At 71.8% G+C, this 14572-nt stretch carries 11 protein-coding genes, 1 rRNA gene and 1 pseudogene; 6 read left to right on the top strand and 7 right to left on the bottom strand.

The window, feature by feature from the left end; translation table 11 throughout:
* Positions 1-185 precede the first annotated feature (185 nt).
* The 3 genes and pseudogenes from rrf to ACFV1J_RS36350 all read left to right on the top strand — a co-directional run bounded on the left by rrf (position 186) and on the right by ACFV1J_RS36350 (position 2341).
* Positions 186-302: ribosomal RNA gene (gene rrf / locus ACFV1J_RS36360) — 5S ribosomal RNA — on the top strand.
* A gap of 458 nt (positions 303-760) precedes the next feature.
* Positions 761-1570 (top strand): annotated as a pseudogene (locus tag ACFV1J_RS36355) (hypothetical protein); the annotation flags it as partial.
* 30 nt (positions 1571-1600) lie between these two features.
* Entirely contained in the window at positions 1601-2341 is a 741-nt protein-coding gene (locus ACFV1J_RS36350; RefSeq protein WP_385865590.1) for a hypothetical protein, read from the top strand.
* 88 nt (positions 2342-2429) lie between these two features.
* Here the strand turns inward: ACFV1J_RS36350 and ACFV1J_RS36345 are convergent, their stop codons facing one another.
* The 5 genes from ACFV1J_RS36345 to ACFV1J_RS36325 all read right to left on the bottom strand — a co-directional run bounded on the left by ACFV1J_RS36345 (position 2430) and on the right by ACFV1J_RS36325 (position 9085).
* Complete coding sequence (locus tag ACFV1J_RS36345; protein WP_385865586.1) at positions 2430-4220, bottom strand: IucA/IucC family protein; 1791 nt, start codon at positions 4218-4220, stop codon at positions 2430-2432.
* The gene (locus ACFV1J_RS36340; RefSeq protein ID WP_385865584.1) at positions 4220-4786 is read right to left on the bottom strand and encodes a GNAT family N-acetyltransferase; all 567 of its coding nucleotides are present in this window, start codon (positions 4784-4786) and stop codon (positions 4220-4222) included. The genes ACFV1J_RS36345 and ACFV1J_RS36340 overlap by 1 nt, the downstream gene beginning before the upstream one ends.
* Complete coding sequence (locus ACFV1J_RS36335; RefSeq protein ID WP_385865581.1) at positions 4783-6102, bottom strand: lysine N(6)-hydroxylase/L-ornithine N(5)-oxygenase family protein; 1320 nt, start codon at positions 6100-6102, stop codon at positions 4783-4785. The genes ACFV1J_RS36340 and ACFV1J_RS36335 overlap by 4 nt, the downstream gene beginning before the upstream one ends.
* Before the next feature lie 33 nt (positions 6103-6135).
* Positions 6136-7668 (bottom strand): pyridoxal phosphate-dependent decarboxylase family protein, encoded by a 1533-nt coding sequence (locus tag ACFV1J_RS36330; protein ID WP_385865578.1) that lies wholly within the window; start codon positions 7666-7668, stop codon positions 6136-6138.
* Between the two features lie 154 nt (positions 7669-7822).
* Positions 7823-9085, bottom strand: coding sequence for a DUF1015 family protein (locus tag ACFV1J_RS36325; protein WP_385865576.1), 1263 nt, complete (start codon positions 9083-9085; stop codon positions 7823-7825).
* Between the two features lie 93 nt (positions 9086-9178).
* Here ACFV1J_RS36325 and ACFV1J_RS36320 point away from each other — a divergent pair, with 93 nt between their 5' ends.
* Positions 9179-10204 carry an HAD-IIA family hydrolase gene (locus ACFV1J_RS36320; RefSeq protein ID WP_385865574.1) on the top strand — a complete coding sequence of 342 codons (1026 nt, stop codon included), beginning with the start codon at positions 9179-9181 and terminating at the stop codon, positions 10202-10204.
* 58 nt (positions 10205-10262) lie between these two features.
* Here the strand turns inward: ACFV1J_RS36320 and ACFV1J_RS36315 are convergent, their stop codons facing one another.
* Positions 10263-11153, bottom strand: coding sequence for a siderophore-interacting protein (locus ACFV1J_RS36315; RefSeq protein ID WP_385865572.1), 891 nt, complete (start codon positions 11151-11153; stop codon positions 10263-10265).
* A gap of 142 nt (positions 11154-11295) precedes the next feature.
* Positions 11296-12324, bottom strand: coding sequence for an ABC transporter substrate-binding protein (locus ACFV1J_RS36310; RefSeq protein WP_385865570.1), 1029 nt, complete (start codon positions 12322-12324; stop codon positions 11296-11298).
* A 66-nt stretch (positions 12325-12390) separates the two neighbouring features.
* On the opposite strand from ACFV1J_RS36310, the gene ACFV1J_RS36305 reads away from it, so the two are divergent.
* Both ACFV1J_RS36305 and ACFV1J_RS36300 read left to right on the top strand, forming a co-directional pair.
* Positions 12391-13440 (top strand): FecCD family ABC transporter permease, encoded by a 1050-nt coding sequence (locus tag ACFV1J_RS36305; protein ID WP_385865567.1) that lies wholly within the window; start codon positions 12391-12393, stop codon positions 13438-13440.
* Positions 13437-14504, top strand: coding sequence for a FecCD family ABC transporter permease (locus ACFV1J_RS36300; protein WP_385865565.1), 1068 nt, complete (start codon positions 13437-13439; stop codon positions 14502-14504). The genes ACFV1J_RS36305 and ACFV1J_RS36300 overlap by 4 nt, the downstream gene beginning before the upstream one ends.
* Positions 14505-14572 lie beyond the last annotated feature (68 nt).

Below are 14572 nucleotides of genomic sequence, written 5' to 3'. Positions count from 1 at the left end.
GGTTGATAGGCCAGATATGGAAGCGCCGTAAGGTGTGGAGTTGACTGGTACTAATAGGCCGAGGGCTTGTCCTCAGTTGCTCGCGTCCACTGTGTGGTTCCCGGGTTGCGAACAGTCGCACCGGTTGAACCAAGTTCCACTTAATTAATTGAAAAGTGTGCTTGTTCGCTCGAACCCGATAGGGTTTCGGTGGTCATAGCGTTAGGGAAACGCCCGGTTACATTCCGAACCCGGAAGCTAAGCCTTTCAGCGCCGATGGTACTGCAGGGGGGACCCTGTGGGAGAGTAGGACGCCGCCGAACAATCTTTCAAGGACCCTTGGTCCCAGCGTGCATGCTGGGACCAAGGGTCCTTTTGTTTTTCCGAAGCGCGCCGAACTGGTCGGTGCGTGAGAATGAATGCAGTACCGAAGACAGGAGTCACGTCGATGTCCACCAACTCTTCCGACGATCGTTCGGAGCGCCGGCCTCAGCGGCGTGACGACGGTGACCGCGGTGGTTTCCGGCGTGACGACCGTGGGCCGCGGCGCGACAGCCGCGATGCCCGCGACAGCCGGGACAGCCGTGGTGGCGACCGCGGTGAGCGCGGCGGCTTCCGGCGGGATGACCGGCCGTCCGGCGGTGACCGTGGTGGCTTCCGTCGTGACGACCGTGACCGTGCGTCCGGTGGTGACCGCGGTGGATTCCGTGGCGGCGACCGGCGTGACGAGCGGCCGCGCGGGCCGCGGCGTGACGACGAGCGCGGTGGCGGATACCGCCGGGACGACCGGGGCGGCGACCGTCCCGGCTTCCGACGGGATGACCGGCCGTCCGGTGGTGACCGTGGTGGTTTCCGTCGCGATGACCGTGACCGGCCGTCCGGTGGTGACCGCGGCGGATTCCGCCGTGACGACCGGCGGGACGACCGTGGGGGCTTCCGGCGGGACGACCGGGGTGGCGAGCGCGGTGGGTTCCGCGGTGGTGAGCGGGGCGGTGACCGCGGTGGCGACCGTGGCGGGTTCCGGCGCGATGACCGCGGTGGCGACCGTGGCGGGTTCCGGCGCGATGACCGCGGTGGCGACCGTGGTGGGTTCCGGCGCGATGACCGTGGTGGCGACCGTGGTGGGTTCCGGCGGGACGAGCGCCGGGACGACCGGGGGGGCGACCGTCCGTCGTTCCGCCGTGATGATCGCGGTGGCGAGCGCGGTGGATTCCGTGGCGATGACCGGCGTGACGAGCGCGGCGGTGGCTTCCGGCGTGAGGAACGCGGCGGTGAGCGTGGGGACTTCCGGCGCGACGACCGGCGGGATGACCGCCGGGATGACCGTGGTGGGTTCCGGCGGGATGATCGCGGTGGCGAGCGCGGTGGTGACCGTGGTGGCTTCCGTCGCGATGACCGTGACCGGCCGTCCGGTGGTGACCGCGGTGGGTTCCGCCGGGCCGACCGTGGGGGCCGGCCGGCGGGTGACCGCGGTGGGTTCCGGCGGGACGACCGGCGGGATGACCGTGGTGGGTTCCGGCGGGATGACGAGCGTGGTGGGCGTCGGCCGTACGGTGGCGGGCGTGGCCGGGACGACCGTCGGGACGATCGGCGGGACCGCGAGCGGGAGCCGATCAAGCGGCTGCCGATTCCGGACGACGTCACCGGTGAGGAGATCGACAAGGACGTCCGGCAGGAGCTGATGAGCCTGCCGAAGACGCTGGCCGGGGATGTCGCCAGGAACCTGGTGATGGTCGCGCGGCTGCTGGACGAGGACCCGGAGAAGGCGTACGGGTACTCGCGGGTGGCGCTGCGGCTGGCGTCGCGGGTGGCGGCGGTGCGGGAGGCCGCGGGCTTCGCGGCGTACGCGGTCGGCAAGTACAGCGAGGCGCTGGCGGAGTTCCGGGCGGCGCGGCGGATGACCGGCAGCGTGGAGCTGTGGCCCGTGATGGCGGACTGCGAGCGCGGGCTGGGCCGGCCGGAGAAGGCGCTCGCGATGGCCGGTGAGCCCGAGGTGCAGAAGCTGGACCGGGCCGGGCAGGTCGAGATGCGGCTGGTCGCGGCGGGTGCCCGTCGGGACATGGGGCAGGCGGACGCCGCGGTGGTGACGCTGCAGAGTCCGGAGCTGGCCTCGACGGCCGTGCACCCATGGACGGCGCGGCTGCGCTATGCGTACGCCGATGCGCTGCTGGAGGTCGGGCGTGAGGGCGAGGCCCGGGACTGGTTCGCCAGGGCGCTGGAGGCCGACCAGGGCGGTACCACGGACGCCTCGGACCGGCTGGCGGAGCTGGACGGTGTCGAGTTCACCGATGTGCTGGAGGAGTCCGGCGAGACGGAGGAGAACGGCGACGCGGAGGGCGATGAGCGGCCCGAGCAGGGCTGACGGTCGCAGGCGGCTGTGACGAAGGGCGGGATCCCGGTGGGGTCCCGCCCTTCGTCGTTGTGTGTGGGGGGGCCGTGGGGGGTGTGGCTCAGCGGGCCGGTGCGTAGGCGGCGATCGGGTTGCGGAGGGTGCCGATGAGCTGGAGGGCGCCCGCGGGGTCCTGGAGGTCGACCATCTGCTGGTTGTTGCGCAGCTGGAGGCGGTTGAGGCAGGAGAGCGCGAACTCGTCGGTGAACATGTCGTACTGCGCGAACCGGTCGGCCAGTTGGGGGTGGGCCGTCTGGTAGTCGGTGACGCATTCGGCGACCGTGCGCCAGAAGGTGTCCTCGTCGAGGATGCCGCGGTCGTCGAGGGTGGCGGCGAGGAAGCGGAAGAAGCAGTCGAAGACGTCGGTGAAGACGGAGAGGAGCTTCTTGTCCTCGGGGACGTCGGCGCGGATGCGTTCGACGGCGGGCGGCAGGACCGCGTCGGGGTCCATCACGGCGATCTCCTCCGCGATGTCCTTGAAGATCACGCGGGCCACGGCGCCGTCCTCGATGACCAGGATGGCGTTCTCGCCGTGCGGCATGAAGACCAGGTCGTAGGCGTAGAACGCGTGCAGGACCGGGACGAGGTAGCCGTCGAGGTAGCGGCGGAGCCAGACGGCCGGTGCCAGGCCGGATTCCTCGATGAGGGCGCCGGCGAAGGAGCCGCCGTCGCGGTCGGTGTGCAGGAGCGAGGCCATGGTGGCCAGCCGCTGGCCCGGTTCCAGGGTGCGGACCGGGCTCTCCCGCCAGAGGGCGGCCAGCATCTTCAGGTACGGGGAGCCCTTCTCGGTGGCGGCCTCGTACTGGCGGTGGTGGTAGCCGATGGCGGCGCGTTCGCGGATGATCGAGAAGCGGGCGGCCCGGAAGGTGGCGTCGGCGTCGATGAGCCGGGCCAGCCAGTCGTTGATGGCCGGGGTGGCCTCCATGTACGAGGCGGACAGGCCGCGCATGAAGCCCATGTTGAGGACCGAGAGGGCCGTTTTGACGTAGTGCTTGGCCGGTTCGGTGGTGTTGAAGAAGGTGCGGATGGACTGCTGGGCGAGGTACTCGTCGTCGCCGGGGCCCAGGCAGACCAGGTGCTGCCGGGCGATCTCGGCGGCGAAGGTGACCGACAGCTTGTTCCACCACTGCCAGGGGTGGGTGGGGAAGAGGTAGTAGTCGTCGGGGTCGAGGCCGAGGCCGGTGAGGGTGGCGGTGAAGCGGGTGCGGGTCTCCTCGGGGAGTTCGGCGCGTATCAGGGCGTCGTAGTCGAGGCCGGCGCCGGCGGTGAAGGTGGCGTGGTCGCGGCGGGCGGCGAGCCAGATCAGCTGTAGCGGGCTGGCGGCCTCGGGGGCGTAGGCGTGGTACTCGTGGATGCCGAAGCCGAGGCGGCCGTTGTTGGCGACGAAGCAGGGGTGGCCCTCGGTCATGCCGGTCTCGATGGCCTGGAAGCCGGACTTGGCGAGTTCGGCGGCGGAGGGCTGGTCGAGGCCGAGTTTGTAGGCGGTGCCGGAGAGGGTGGAGCTGATCTCCTCCAGGTAGACCGGCAGGATCTCCGCGCCGAGGCCCAGGGAGGTGCGGAGTTCGATGAAGAACTCCAGGGCGTCCAGGGGGAGTTCGTCCGCGCCGCGGTGGCGGGTGATGCTGTCGGGATCGACCTGCCAGTGGTCGAGGGCGGCTCTACGGGCGGCGAAGCGGTATTCGGTGCCGCCGTCGTCGCTGCGTACGGCGTAGTGGCCGTCCTGCGGCAGGCGCTTGGGGGCGAGCAGCCGTTCGTGGGCGAATTCGGCCAGGCCCTTGCGGATCAGCAGGCGGTTGGCGCGGGCCCACAGGGCGGGGGTGAGGTGGGCGACGGCGTCCCGGGCGGTGGGCATCAGTGGTCTCCTCGGGCGGCCAGGAACTGGTCGCGGGTGCAGGTGCTCAGGTAGGCGTCTTTGGCGGGGAGCGGGACGGTGCGCTGGATCTCGAAGCCGACGGCCTTGTTGAGGGCGTGCACGGCGGTGTTGCGGGTGTCCGGTTCGACGACGACGCGGTGGGTGGCCGGGTCGGCGAAGAGCATCTCCATGACGGTGGTGAGCACCGCGAGGGTGAAGCCGTGGAGGGGGGTGGCGGTGGGGGCGGTGAGGAAGTGCATGCCGATGTCGCCGGGTTCGGCGGTGTGGATGCCGACCAGCTCGCGGTGGGCGGGGTCGTAGCGCTCCATGAGGAAGGCCGGGGCGCCGTGGTGCAGGCCGAGGAAGGCGTCGTGGTGGGGGTCGTCGGCGATCCGCGTGAACTCCTTCTCGACGGCGGCGAGATCGCAGTCCTGCATCAGCCAGAAGACGGCCTTGGGGTGGGTGACCCAGGAGTGCAGGACGGCGGCGTCGGCGGCGGGGTCGACGGGCCGTAGGGAGAATTCCCCCAGAGCGGGATCGGTGCGGGTGAAGACGGGGGCGGTCATGCGGGTATCTCCATGGGGTGGTGCGAACCGGCCGGGGCGGCGAACTCCTGGAAGGCGATGGCCTTTTCGACCGGGTAGTACTCGCGGCCGAGCAGCTCGCGGACGATGCAGGAGTTGCGGTAGGCGGCCATGCCGAGGTCGGGGGTGACGAAGCCGTGGGTGTGCAGTTCGGCGTTCTGCACGTAGATGCCCTGGCCGGTGGTGTCGATGCTGTAGTTGCGGGCGACGGCGTAGCGGCCGGCGTCGTCCCAGGCGATCCGGTCGTGGATCGGTGCGAGGAAGTCCGGTACGCGGTAGCGGTAGCCGGTGGCGAGGACCAGGCCCTGGGTGTCCAGGGTGAAGTCGGTGCCCTGTTCCTCCTGGCGCAGGCCCAGGGTGTAGGTGCCGGAGGTCTCGTCGTAGGAGGCCGTGCGCAGGGCGGTGTTGGTGAGCAGGCGGGTGCGGACCGGGCCGGCCAGGCTCTTCTGGTAGAGCAGGTCGAAGATCTCGTTGATCAGCTCGGAGTCGATGCCCTTGTAGAGGTGTTTCTGGGTGGCGTTGAGCCGGTCGCGGGTGGCCCGGGGGAGGGCGTGGAAGTAGTCCACGTACTCCGGTGAGGTCATCTCCAGCGTGAGCTTGGTGTATTCGAGGGGAAAGAAGCGCGGTGAGCGGGTGGCCCAGGTCAGCTGGTAGCCGTGGCTGTCGATGTCGGTCAGGAGGTCGTAGTAGATCTCCGCGGCGCTCTGGCCGCTGCCGATCAGGGTGATCGAGTCCTTGGCCTGGAGGGCGGGCTTGGCGTCGAGGTAGCCGGCGTTGTGCAGCAGGTCGCCGCCGAGGCCCTGGCAGGCGTCGGGGAGGTGCGGCGGGGTGCCGGTGCCGAGGACGAGCTTGCGGGCGCGGAAGGTGAGGCGGTCGCCGGTGGGGAGGTGCTCGGCGTGGACGGTGTAGAGCTCCTCGGTGGCGTCGTACTCGACGGTGGTGACGCGGTGCCCGAAGCGGAGGGTGTCGAGTTTGCCGGCCGCCCAGCGGCAGTAGTCGTTGAACTCGGCGCGCAGCGGATAGAAGTTCTCGCGGATGTAGAACGGGTAGATCCGCCCGGATTCCTTCAGGTAGTTGAGGAAGGAGAACGGGGAGGTCGGATCGGCGAGGGTGACCAGGTCGGCCAGGAACGGGACCTGGAGGTGGCTGCTCTCCAGCATCATGCCGGGGTGCCAGTCGAAGGACGGTTTGTCGTCCAGGAACAGGCCGTTGAGTTCGTCGATCGGCTCGGTCAGGCAGGCCAGGCCCAGGTTGAAGGGGCCGAGGCCGATGGCGAGGAAGTCGTAAGGGGCGGACACGGGGTCTCCGATGGGGGGTTCGGCTGGGGAGGGTCAGCGCGCGCTGAGCGCCGGCCGGGGCTGCTCGGCGAGGAAGGCGCCGGCGTGCTCGGCGATCAGGTCGAGGACGGTGGCGATGTCCTCCAGGGTGGTCTCCGGGTTGAGCAGGGTGAACTTGAGGTAGTGGCGGCCGTCGACCTTGGTGCCGGCGACGATCGCGTCGCCGGAGGCGAACAGGGCTTCGCGGGCGTGCAGGTTGACCCGGTCGGCGAGCTCGGGGTCCGGGTCGGCGCTGGGGACGTAGCGGAAGACCAGGGTGCTCAGCCGGGGCTCGGTGACCACCTCGAAGCGGGGGTCGTCGTGGAGGAGCTTCCAGGCCTCGGCGGTGCGGTCGACGACCTCGTCGAAGAGTTCGCCGACGGCCGCCGCGCCCATGATGCGCAGGGTGAGCCAGAGTTTGAGGGCGTCGAAGCGGCGGGTGGTCTGGATCGACTTGTCGACCTGGTTGGGGATCCGGGCCTCGGCCATCCGGCGCGGGTTGAGGTAGTCCGCGTGGTAGGTGACGTGCCGCAGGGTGGCCCGGTCGCGGACCAGGACGGCGCTCGAACTGACCGGCTGGAAGAAGGACTTGTGGTAGTCGACGGTGACCGAGTCGGCGCGCTCGATGCCGTCGAGGAGTTCGCGGCGGCGGGAGACCAGCAGTCCGCATCCGTAGGCGGCGTCGACGTGCATCCAGGCACCGTGGCGGGCGCACAGGTCGGCGGTCTCCGGGAGCGGGTCGATGGAGCCGAAGTCGGTGGTGCCGGCGGTGGCGACGACCGCCATGGGTATCAGGCCGTCGCGCCGGCAGCGGGCCAGTTCGTCGGCGAGGACGTCGGTGCGCATCCGCTTCTCGGCGTCGACGGGTACGGCGATGACGGCCTCGGCGCCCAGGCCCAGCAGGGTGGCGGCCTTGCGGATGCTGAAGTGGCTGCAGGCGGAGGTCAGGATGCGCAGCCGGGGGAGGACGTCGGTGAGCCGGGCGCCTTCCGGCGGGTCGGCCCGGGCCAGTTCGCGGCGGCAGGCCTCGTCGCGGGCGAGCAGCATGGCCTGGAGGTTGGACTGGCTGCCGCCGCTGGTGAAGATGCCGTCGGCGTGCTCGCCGAGGCCGATCCGGGCGGCCGTCCAGTCGATCAGCCGGCGTTCGATGAGCGTGCCGCCGGCGCTCTGGTCCCAGGTGTCCAGGGAGGAGTTGACGGCGGAGAGCACGGCCTCGCCGACGAGTGCGGGGATCACCACGGGGCAGTTGAGGTGGGCGAGGTAGCGCGGGTGGTGGAAGTAGACCGCGTCGCGGAGGTAGACCTCTTCGAGTTCGTCGAGTGCGGCGGTCGCGTCGTGCAGCGGTGCGTCGAGGTCGACACCGGCGATCGCGGGGGCGAGGCGGTCGACGGAGATGCCGGTGAACGGGCGGGCGGTACCGGCGATTTTGGCGCTGATCCGTGTGACGCTCTCGGTGACCGCGCTGTGGTAGCGGTGGGCCGTACCGTTGTTGAGCAGATACGTCCGGCTGTCGGCCGGGTCCTCGGCGGAGTGCGCGAGGCGACTCATGAAGGTGTCCTCCCTGGTGCGGACTTGACCACGTCCTGCGCAGGGTGGGGTGTGCGCAGGGGCAGGGAGACCCGCCCGGTGACGTAGTGAGGTAAGCCTAACCTAACTACGTCCCAGGTGGGGAGGCGGGGACCGGCCGGGCCCTATCCGCGGCTCAGTTGTCGTCCTCCAGCGTCCGAAGGACCAGCCCCGTGGCGGGCTTGGGCCCGAACGAGGTGGACTTGCGGGGCATCGTCACACCGCACTCGGCGAGTTGACGGACGGTCTCCTCGGACGTGGCGCGCATCAGCACGGCCGATCCGCCGTGCCGGGCGGCGTGCGCGACGGCGGCCTCGGCGTGGTGCAGATAGCCGATGTCCGACGGGTGGTCAGGAATGTGCCAGACCTCGTCGAGCAGGACCGAGTGCAGCACGGTGGCGTCCAGCCGCCGCCACGCCTCGGGCCGGTCCCGGCGGATCGTACGGTCCAGCAGCTCGGGATCGGGGCGGTCCAGGAGGTGGAAGGTGTCCGGCCCGCCGCTGAGGACGAAGGCGGTACCGGGTGTCTCCTCCAGGGTCCGCAGGGCCTCCGGCAGCCCGCCCGGGAGCGGACGGGTGCGGAAGGCGCCGGCCAGCTCCGCCAGTGCCTTGGCGGGCGGCAGATGTGCCAGCACCCGGTGGATCGCCCGGACCTGGAGCGGATAGCGGGCGGTGTCGACGAGCAGGACCAGACCGGAGGCCCAGGGGGAGGCGGTGGTGGCGCCCGGCTGCTGCTCGTACAGCCGCTGGTAGGTCGCCCAGCGGTGGTGGCCGTCGGCGATCAGCGCCTGCCGGCCGGCGAGGTCCGCGTCGATGGTGGCGAGGTCGGCGGGGGCGGTGACCGCCCACAGGCGGTGGGTGAAACCGTCCTCCGTGGTGGTGGCCAGCAGCGGGGTGCCCTCCACCACGCGCTCGATCACCGCGGTGGCGCCGTTCGCCGGGTTCCGGCCACGGTACGACAGCAGCAACGGCTCGAAATTGGCGGCCGCGGCGCGCATCAGGGCGGCCCGGTCCTCGACGACCTCGGGGATCACGTCCTCGTGCGGCAGCACCGGGCCGTCCAGGCGCAGCGCGCCGATCAGCCCGCGCTGCAGCACCTCGCCGGAGCGCTGCTCGTACACGTACAGTGCGGGGTCGGGGTCCTGCGCCAGCACGCCCTCGGCGCGCCAGCGGCGCAGGGTGTCGGCGGCCTGGCGGTGCCGGGCGGCGGGGTCCGCGGCGTGCGGCAGGATCAGCCGGACGATGTTGTACGGATCGGCGGTCTCCAGATGGCGCACCCCCTCCGGCCGGACCACCACGTCGTACGGCGGCGAGGTCACGGCGGTCAGGCTGCTGATCCGGTCCGGGGCGTAGCGCAGTCCGCGGAACGGGAGGAGGCGGAGGCCGTCGGTATCGGTCATTGAAGAATGCTATGCCGCGGGGGCGATGAGGGAAGATCGGGGGACAGTCCGGAAGTGGCTGGAAATACCGGTAGGTGCGAGGAGCAGGACGGCATGAACGAGCAGGTTCGCAGGCAGCCCGACGGGAGCCGGCGCGCGCTCCACGAGGCGTACGACACGGCGCTGCTGGATCTGGACGGGGTCGTCTACGCCGGTGGCCGGGCCATCGCGCACGCCGTCGCGTCGCTGACCACCGCCCGGGAGGGCGGGATGCACCTCGCGTATGTGACCAACAACGCGGCCCGCACCCCGCAGGCCGTCGCCGATCAGCTGTCCGGATTCGGCCTGCCCACCGGCGCCGACGACGTGATCACCTCGGCGCAGGCGGTGGCCCGGCTGATCGCCGAGCAGGTGCCGGCGGGCGCCCGGGTGCTGGCGATCGGCGGCGAGGGGCTGCTGGTGGCGCTGCGCGAGCGCGGCCTTGAGCCGGTGTTCTCCGCGGACGACGGGCCGGCGGCCGTGGTGCAGGGTTACGACCCGGCCATGGACTGGGAACGGCTGGCGGAGGCTTCGTACGCCGTGCAGCGCGGGGTGCCGTGGTTCGCCTCCAACACCGACCTGACGATCCCCAAGGAGCGCGGCATCGCGCCCGGGAACGGCGCGCTGGTGGAGGTCGTCCGGATCGCGGCGGGCGGCACGCCCCAGGTGGCGGGCAAACCGCAGCCGCCGATGCACCGCGAGACGGTGCTGCGGACCGGCGCCCGGCGGCCGCTGGTGATCGGCGACCGGCTGGACACCGACATCGAGGGCGCCCACAACGGCGCGGTGGACTCCCTGCTGGTGCTCACCGGTGTGACCACCCCCGCCGAGCTGCTGGCCGCGCCGCCGGAGCACCGCCCCTCCTACGTGGACGCGGACCTGCGCGGGTTGCTCGCGCCGCAGCCGGAGGTGACCGCGGACGGGGACGGCTTCCGGTGCGGCGGCTGGCGGGCCGAGGCCGCCGGCGAGGTGCTCGCCGTGACGGGCGAGGGGGCGCCGCTGGACGGGCTGCGGGCGCTGTGCGCGGCGGCCTGGACGCAGGCGGGGGACGGCAGTTGCCGGGCGGACGCGGGGAAGGCGCTGGCGCGGATCGGGATGTGAGGGCGGCGCCACGGGGCCCCGGGTGACGCGGGGCCCGTGGCGCACGGCGGCCGACGGCTCAGTCCTCGCCGGCCGCCGCGGTACCCGCGGTCAGTTCGGCGAGCAGCTCCTCCTCGGACGAGCCGCGCCGCCAGTAGCCGGTGAACTTGACCGCCCGGCGGTCGAAGCCGCGCTCGCGGACCAGGTGGCGGCGGACCGCCTTGACCGTGCCGGACTCCCCGGCGACCCAGGCGTACGGCGTGCCGGCGGGCAGTTCGGCGGTGCGCAGCGCGTCGAGCACCGGCTCGTGGTGTGCCGCGCCGGCCGCATCCCGGACGAGCCAGGTGACGTCGGCGTCCGCGAAGGTCGGCAGCGGCTGCCGGTCGTCCTCGTGCCCGATCTCCAGGAAGACCTTGGCCTGGGTGCCGGGGGAGAGCCAGGACAGGATGCCGGCGATCGCGGGCAGCGCCGTCTCGTCGCCGGTGATCAGGATCCAGTCGGTGCCGGCCGGCGGGCGGAAGTCGACGCCGCCGTTGTCCTCCACGGCCGGGGCGAGGACGGTGAGCCGGTCGCCGGGGCGGGCGGCGGCGGCCCAGCGGGAGGCCGGCCCGCCCTTCGCCACGGAGGCGCCCGGCTCCGCGCCGTGCAGCGCGAAGTCCACGTCGAACTCCCCGGAATCCGGGCGCTGTTCACGGATGGTGTAGGAGCGCATCACCGCGCGCTCGGCCGGGTCCTGGGCCCGCCAGGCGGTGTACCAGCCGTCGCCCAGGTCGTCGAAGACCGGGCGGTCCTGGTGGGGTTGCGGGAGGAAGAGCTTGAAGCGCTGGTCACGGCCGCCGGAGGCCAGTTCGTCCAGCCGCTCGCCGCCGAAGGTGATGCGCACCATGGAGGGGCCGAGCCGTCGGGAGCGGACGACGTGCACGTCGAAGAAGCGGAAGGGGGCGGTGGCGGGGGCGGCGGTCGTGGTCATGCGGGAACCTCCCGGGCGGTGGTGGGGGTGGGGGCAGGGCCGCGGGGACGTGCGGGTGCGGGCGGGCGGTCCCCCGCGGCCGGTGGGACGTGGCGTGCGGACGGCCCGGAAGCGGGCCGGTCCGCGCCGGCACGTCGCTGCGTCAGCCGACCTTCTTGGCGCTCTCGATGGCCTTGGCCAGGGTCTCGATGAGCGGTGCGGAGCCCGCGTAGGAGAAGCGCGGCTCGCTCGACCACGGGGTGATCTGGCCGGCCTTGACGGCGGGCAGCTTCGCCCAAGAGGGCTTCGCGGCCAGGTCCTTGGGCTGGAGGGTGGCGGTCCGGTTGTCCAGCAGGAGGACGTCCGCCTTGTACTTGTCGGCGTTCTCCCAGCTCAGGCTCTCGAAGTAGCCGCCCTTGTCCAGGTGGTCGGGGACGATCAGGTCGACGCCGAGGGACTTGTAGTACATCAGGTCGGCATTGATGCCGGGGTTGGACGCGTAGAAGAGGTCCGGGCTGCCGGAGCAGGCGAGCACCTTGACCCGGTGCGACCTGGCGGCCGTGCGCAGCTTCTCGGCGGCCTTCTCGAAGCGGGACTTGGCGTCGGTGACCTTCTTGGCCTTGAGGTCGGCGCCGAGCGACTCGGCCAGTGCGGCATAGCGCTCGATGATCTTGACGAGCGGGACCCGGGACGAGGTGAGGGCAACGGACCTGGCCAGCTTGGTGATCTCGTCCTTGCTGTCGTCCGGGACGAACCACAGCGCGCCCGGCTCGTACATGTTGGTGACCAGCAGATCGGGCCGCAGCCCCGCGAACTTCTCGACGTTGAACTGGTCGTAGGCGTTGCCGATGATGGTGACCTTGTCGACATCGAGGTCGCCGGCCTGCGGGTCGGGCTTGCCGTTCTTGAGCTTGGTGGGGCCGAAGACGCCGACGATCTGGTCGTCGATCCCGAAGTCGTGCAGCGCGGCCGCGGTGCCGGTGAAGGCGACGATGCGCTGCGGGGTGCTCTTGAGGGAGACCTTCTGCTTGCGGTCGTCGGTGAAGCTCCAAGGCCCGCCCTTGGCGCCGCCGTTGGCGCCCGCCGAGCTCTTGCCGTCACCGCACGCGGCCAGCAGGGCGCCGATGCCGACGGCGCCGCCCGCGGCCAGGACGCCACGACGGGACAGAGTTACGCTTCGGGAGGTGCTCATGGTGGCTGCGCTTCTCTCATGGGAGGGCCTGCAAGTCGAATGTGAGGGTAGGCTAACCTAACTACCGTGTTGGTCGACAGTCCCCCCGAAGCATCAACGGCCCCGGCCCCCACGGCATCCCGGAGGCGGCACGCCCTGCGCTCCGCGGGACTGCTCGGCTCCGTGGCCGTCCTCGCCGCCGTCGTCGTCCTCGGCATCGCCGTCGGCGCCAAACAGATCCCGCTCGACCAGGTGTGGCACGGGGTGTTCCACTACTCCGGCACCGACACCGACGTGATCGTCCACGACGTGCGCATCCCCCGCACCCTGCTCGGCCTGATCGCCGGCGCCGCCCTCGGCCTGGCCGGCACCGTCATGCAGGCCCTGACCCGAAATCCCCTGGCGGACCCGGGAGTTCTCGGTATCAACGCCGGCGCCTCGGCCGCCGTCGTCTCCGCCATCAGCTTCTTCGGCATCACCTCCCTCAGCGGCTATGTGTGGTTCGCGTTCGCCGGCGCCGCGGTGGTCTCGGTCGCCGTCTACGTCCTCGGCGGCACCCGCAACGCCACCCCCGTACGGCTCGCGCTCGCCGGCACCGCACTGACCGCCGTCCTCGTCGGCTACCTCAACGCCGTCAACCTCATGGACACCGCGGCGCTCGACAAGATGCGCTTCTGGACGGTGGGTTCACTGGCCGCCGCCACCCTGCCGACGGTCACCGACGTCGCACCGTTCCTCGCCGTCGGCGGGATCCTCGCGCTGCTGCTCGCCCGGCCGCTCAACGCCCTCGCGCTCGGCGACGACCAGGCACGGGCGCTGGGCACCCGGCTGACCCGCACCCGGGTACTGGCCATGGTCGCGGTCACCCTGCTGTGCGGCGGCGCCACCGCCGCCTGCGGCCCGATCGTCTACGTCGGCCTGATGGTTCCGCACGTCGTACGGGCCATCACCGGCCCCGACCTGCGCTGGATCCTGCCGTACTCCGCAGTGCTCTCACCGGTCCTGCTGCTCGGCGCGGACGTCCTCGGCCGGGTCGCGGCCCGCCCCGGCGAACTCCAGGTCGGCATCGTCACCGCCCTCATCGGCGGACCGGTCTTCATCCATCTCGTACGACGGCGGAGGATGGCCCAGCTGTGAGCGCCACTGTGAAGCCCCGACAGGGCACCAAGCGCGCGGCGGTGCTGCGCACCAAGGGACGGCTCTCGCTGCGCCCGGACGTCCGTGCCGTGGCCGTCGGACTGGTGCTGCTGGCCCTCGCCTCGGCCGCCGGTATCGCGCTGATCGGCTCCGGCGACTACCCGATGACGCCGGGCGAGGTGGTCGCCACGCTGACCGGCGGCGGCGACCCCGGAGCCCAGTTCATCGTGCAGGACCTGCGGTTGCCGCGGGTACTGGTGGGGCTGCTGGTCGGCGCCGCGTTCGGGATCGCCGGCGCGGTCTTCCAGACCGTCTCCCGCAACCCGCTCGGCAGCCCGGACGTGCTGGGCTTCACCCAGGGCTCGTCGGTCGGCGCGCTGGTCGCGATCGTCTACTTCCAGGCCGGGACCTTCGCGGTCGCCGCCGGAGCGGTCGCCGGCGGGTTGGCCACCGGACTCGCCATCTTCCTGCTCGCCTGGAAGCGCGGCATCCACGGCTACCGCTTCGTGCTCGTCGGCATCGGGGCGAGCGCGATGCTCTACGCGATGGTCCTCTACCTCATGACCAAGGCCAACATCGTCGAGGCGACCCGGGCCACCACCTGGATGACCGGCTCCCTCAACGGCCGCGACTGGGACCAGGTGGGGCCGCTGGCCGCGGTCTGCGCCGTCCTCCTCCCGCTGCTCCTGCTCCACGCACGGCCGCTGCGGATGCTGGAGATGGGCGACGACGCGGCGTACGCACTGGGCGTACGGGTCGACCGGGTCCGCATCGTCGTGCTGCTGGCCGCGGTCGTGCTGGTCGCCGCGGCCACCGCGGCGGCCGGGCCGATCTCCTTCGTGGCGCTCACCGCACCCCAGCTCGCCCGGCGGCTCACCCGCTCGCCCGGCCCCAACCTGCTGCCCGCCGCCCTCATGGGTGCCGTCCTGCTGGTCGCCGCCGACTGGGCCTCGCAGCGGCTCTTCGGCGCCGACCAGCTGCCGGTGGGTGTGCTGACCGGCGTCCTCGGCGGCGGCTATCTGCTGTGGCTGCTGGCCGTCGAGCGGAAGGCCGGGCGGGTATGAGCCCCCGGCAACCCGTGCCCCGGCAGCGACAGCGGCGCGACCACGTCACCACCACCCCAGGAGTTTCG

It is taken from the genome of Streptomyces sp. NPDC059649, assembly GCF_042734445.1.
Lineage (GTDB): Bacteria > Actinomycetota > Actinomycetes > Streptomycetales > Streptomycetaceae > Streptomyces.
This window is presented reverse-complemented; position numbering and strand designations above follow the sequence as displayed.

Bases quoted from the DNA above. Each gene is read 5' to 3' on its own strand.
- ACFV1J_RS36330 (WP_385865578.1), bottom strand. From the start codon at position 7,668: ATGAGTCGCCTCGCGCACTCCGCCGAGGACCCGGCCGACAGCCGGACG.
- ACFV1J_RS36325 (WP_385865576.1), bottom strand. From the start codon at position 9,085: ATGACCGATACCGACGGCCTCCGCCTCCTCCCGTTCCGCGGACTGCGC.
- ACFV1J_RS36345 (WP_385865586.1), bottom strand. From the start codon at position 4,220: ATGCCCACCGCCCGGGACGCCGTCGCCCACCTCACCCCCGCCCTGTGG.
- ACFV1J_RS36310 (WP_385865570.1), bottom strand. From the start codon at position 12,324: ATGAGCACCTCCCGAAGCGTAACTCTGTCCCGTCGTGGCGTCCTGGCC.
- ACFV1J_RS36340 (WP_385865584.1), bottom strand. From the start codon at position 4,786: ATGACCGCCCCCGTCTTCACCCGCACCGATCCCGCTCTGGGGGAATTC.
- ACFV1J_RS36315 (WP_385865572.1), bottom strand. From the start codon at position 11,153: ATGACCACGACCGCCGCCCCCGCCACCGCCCCCTTCCGCTTCTTCGAC.
- ACFV1J_RS36320 (WP_385865574.1), top strand. From the start codon at position 9,179: ATGAACGAGCAGGTTCGCAGGCAGCCCGACGGGAGCCGGCGCGCGCTC.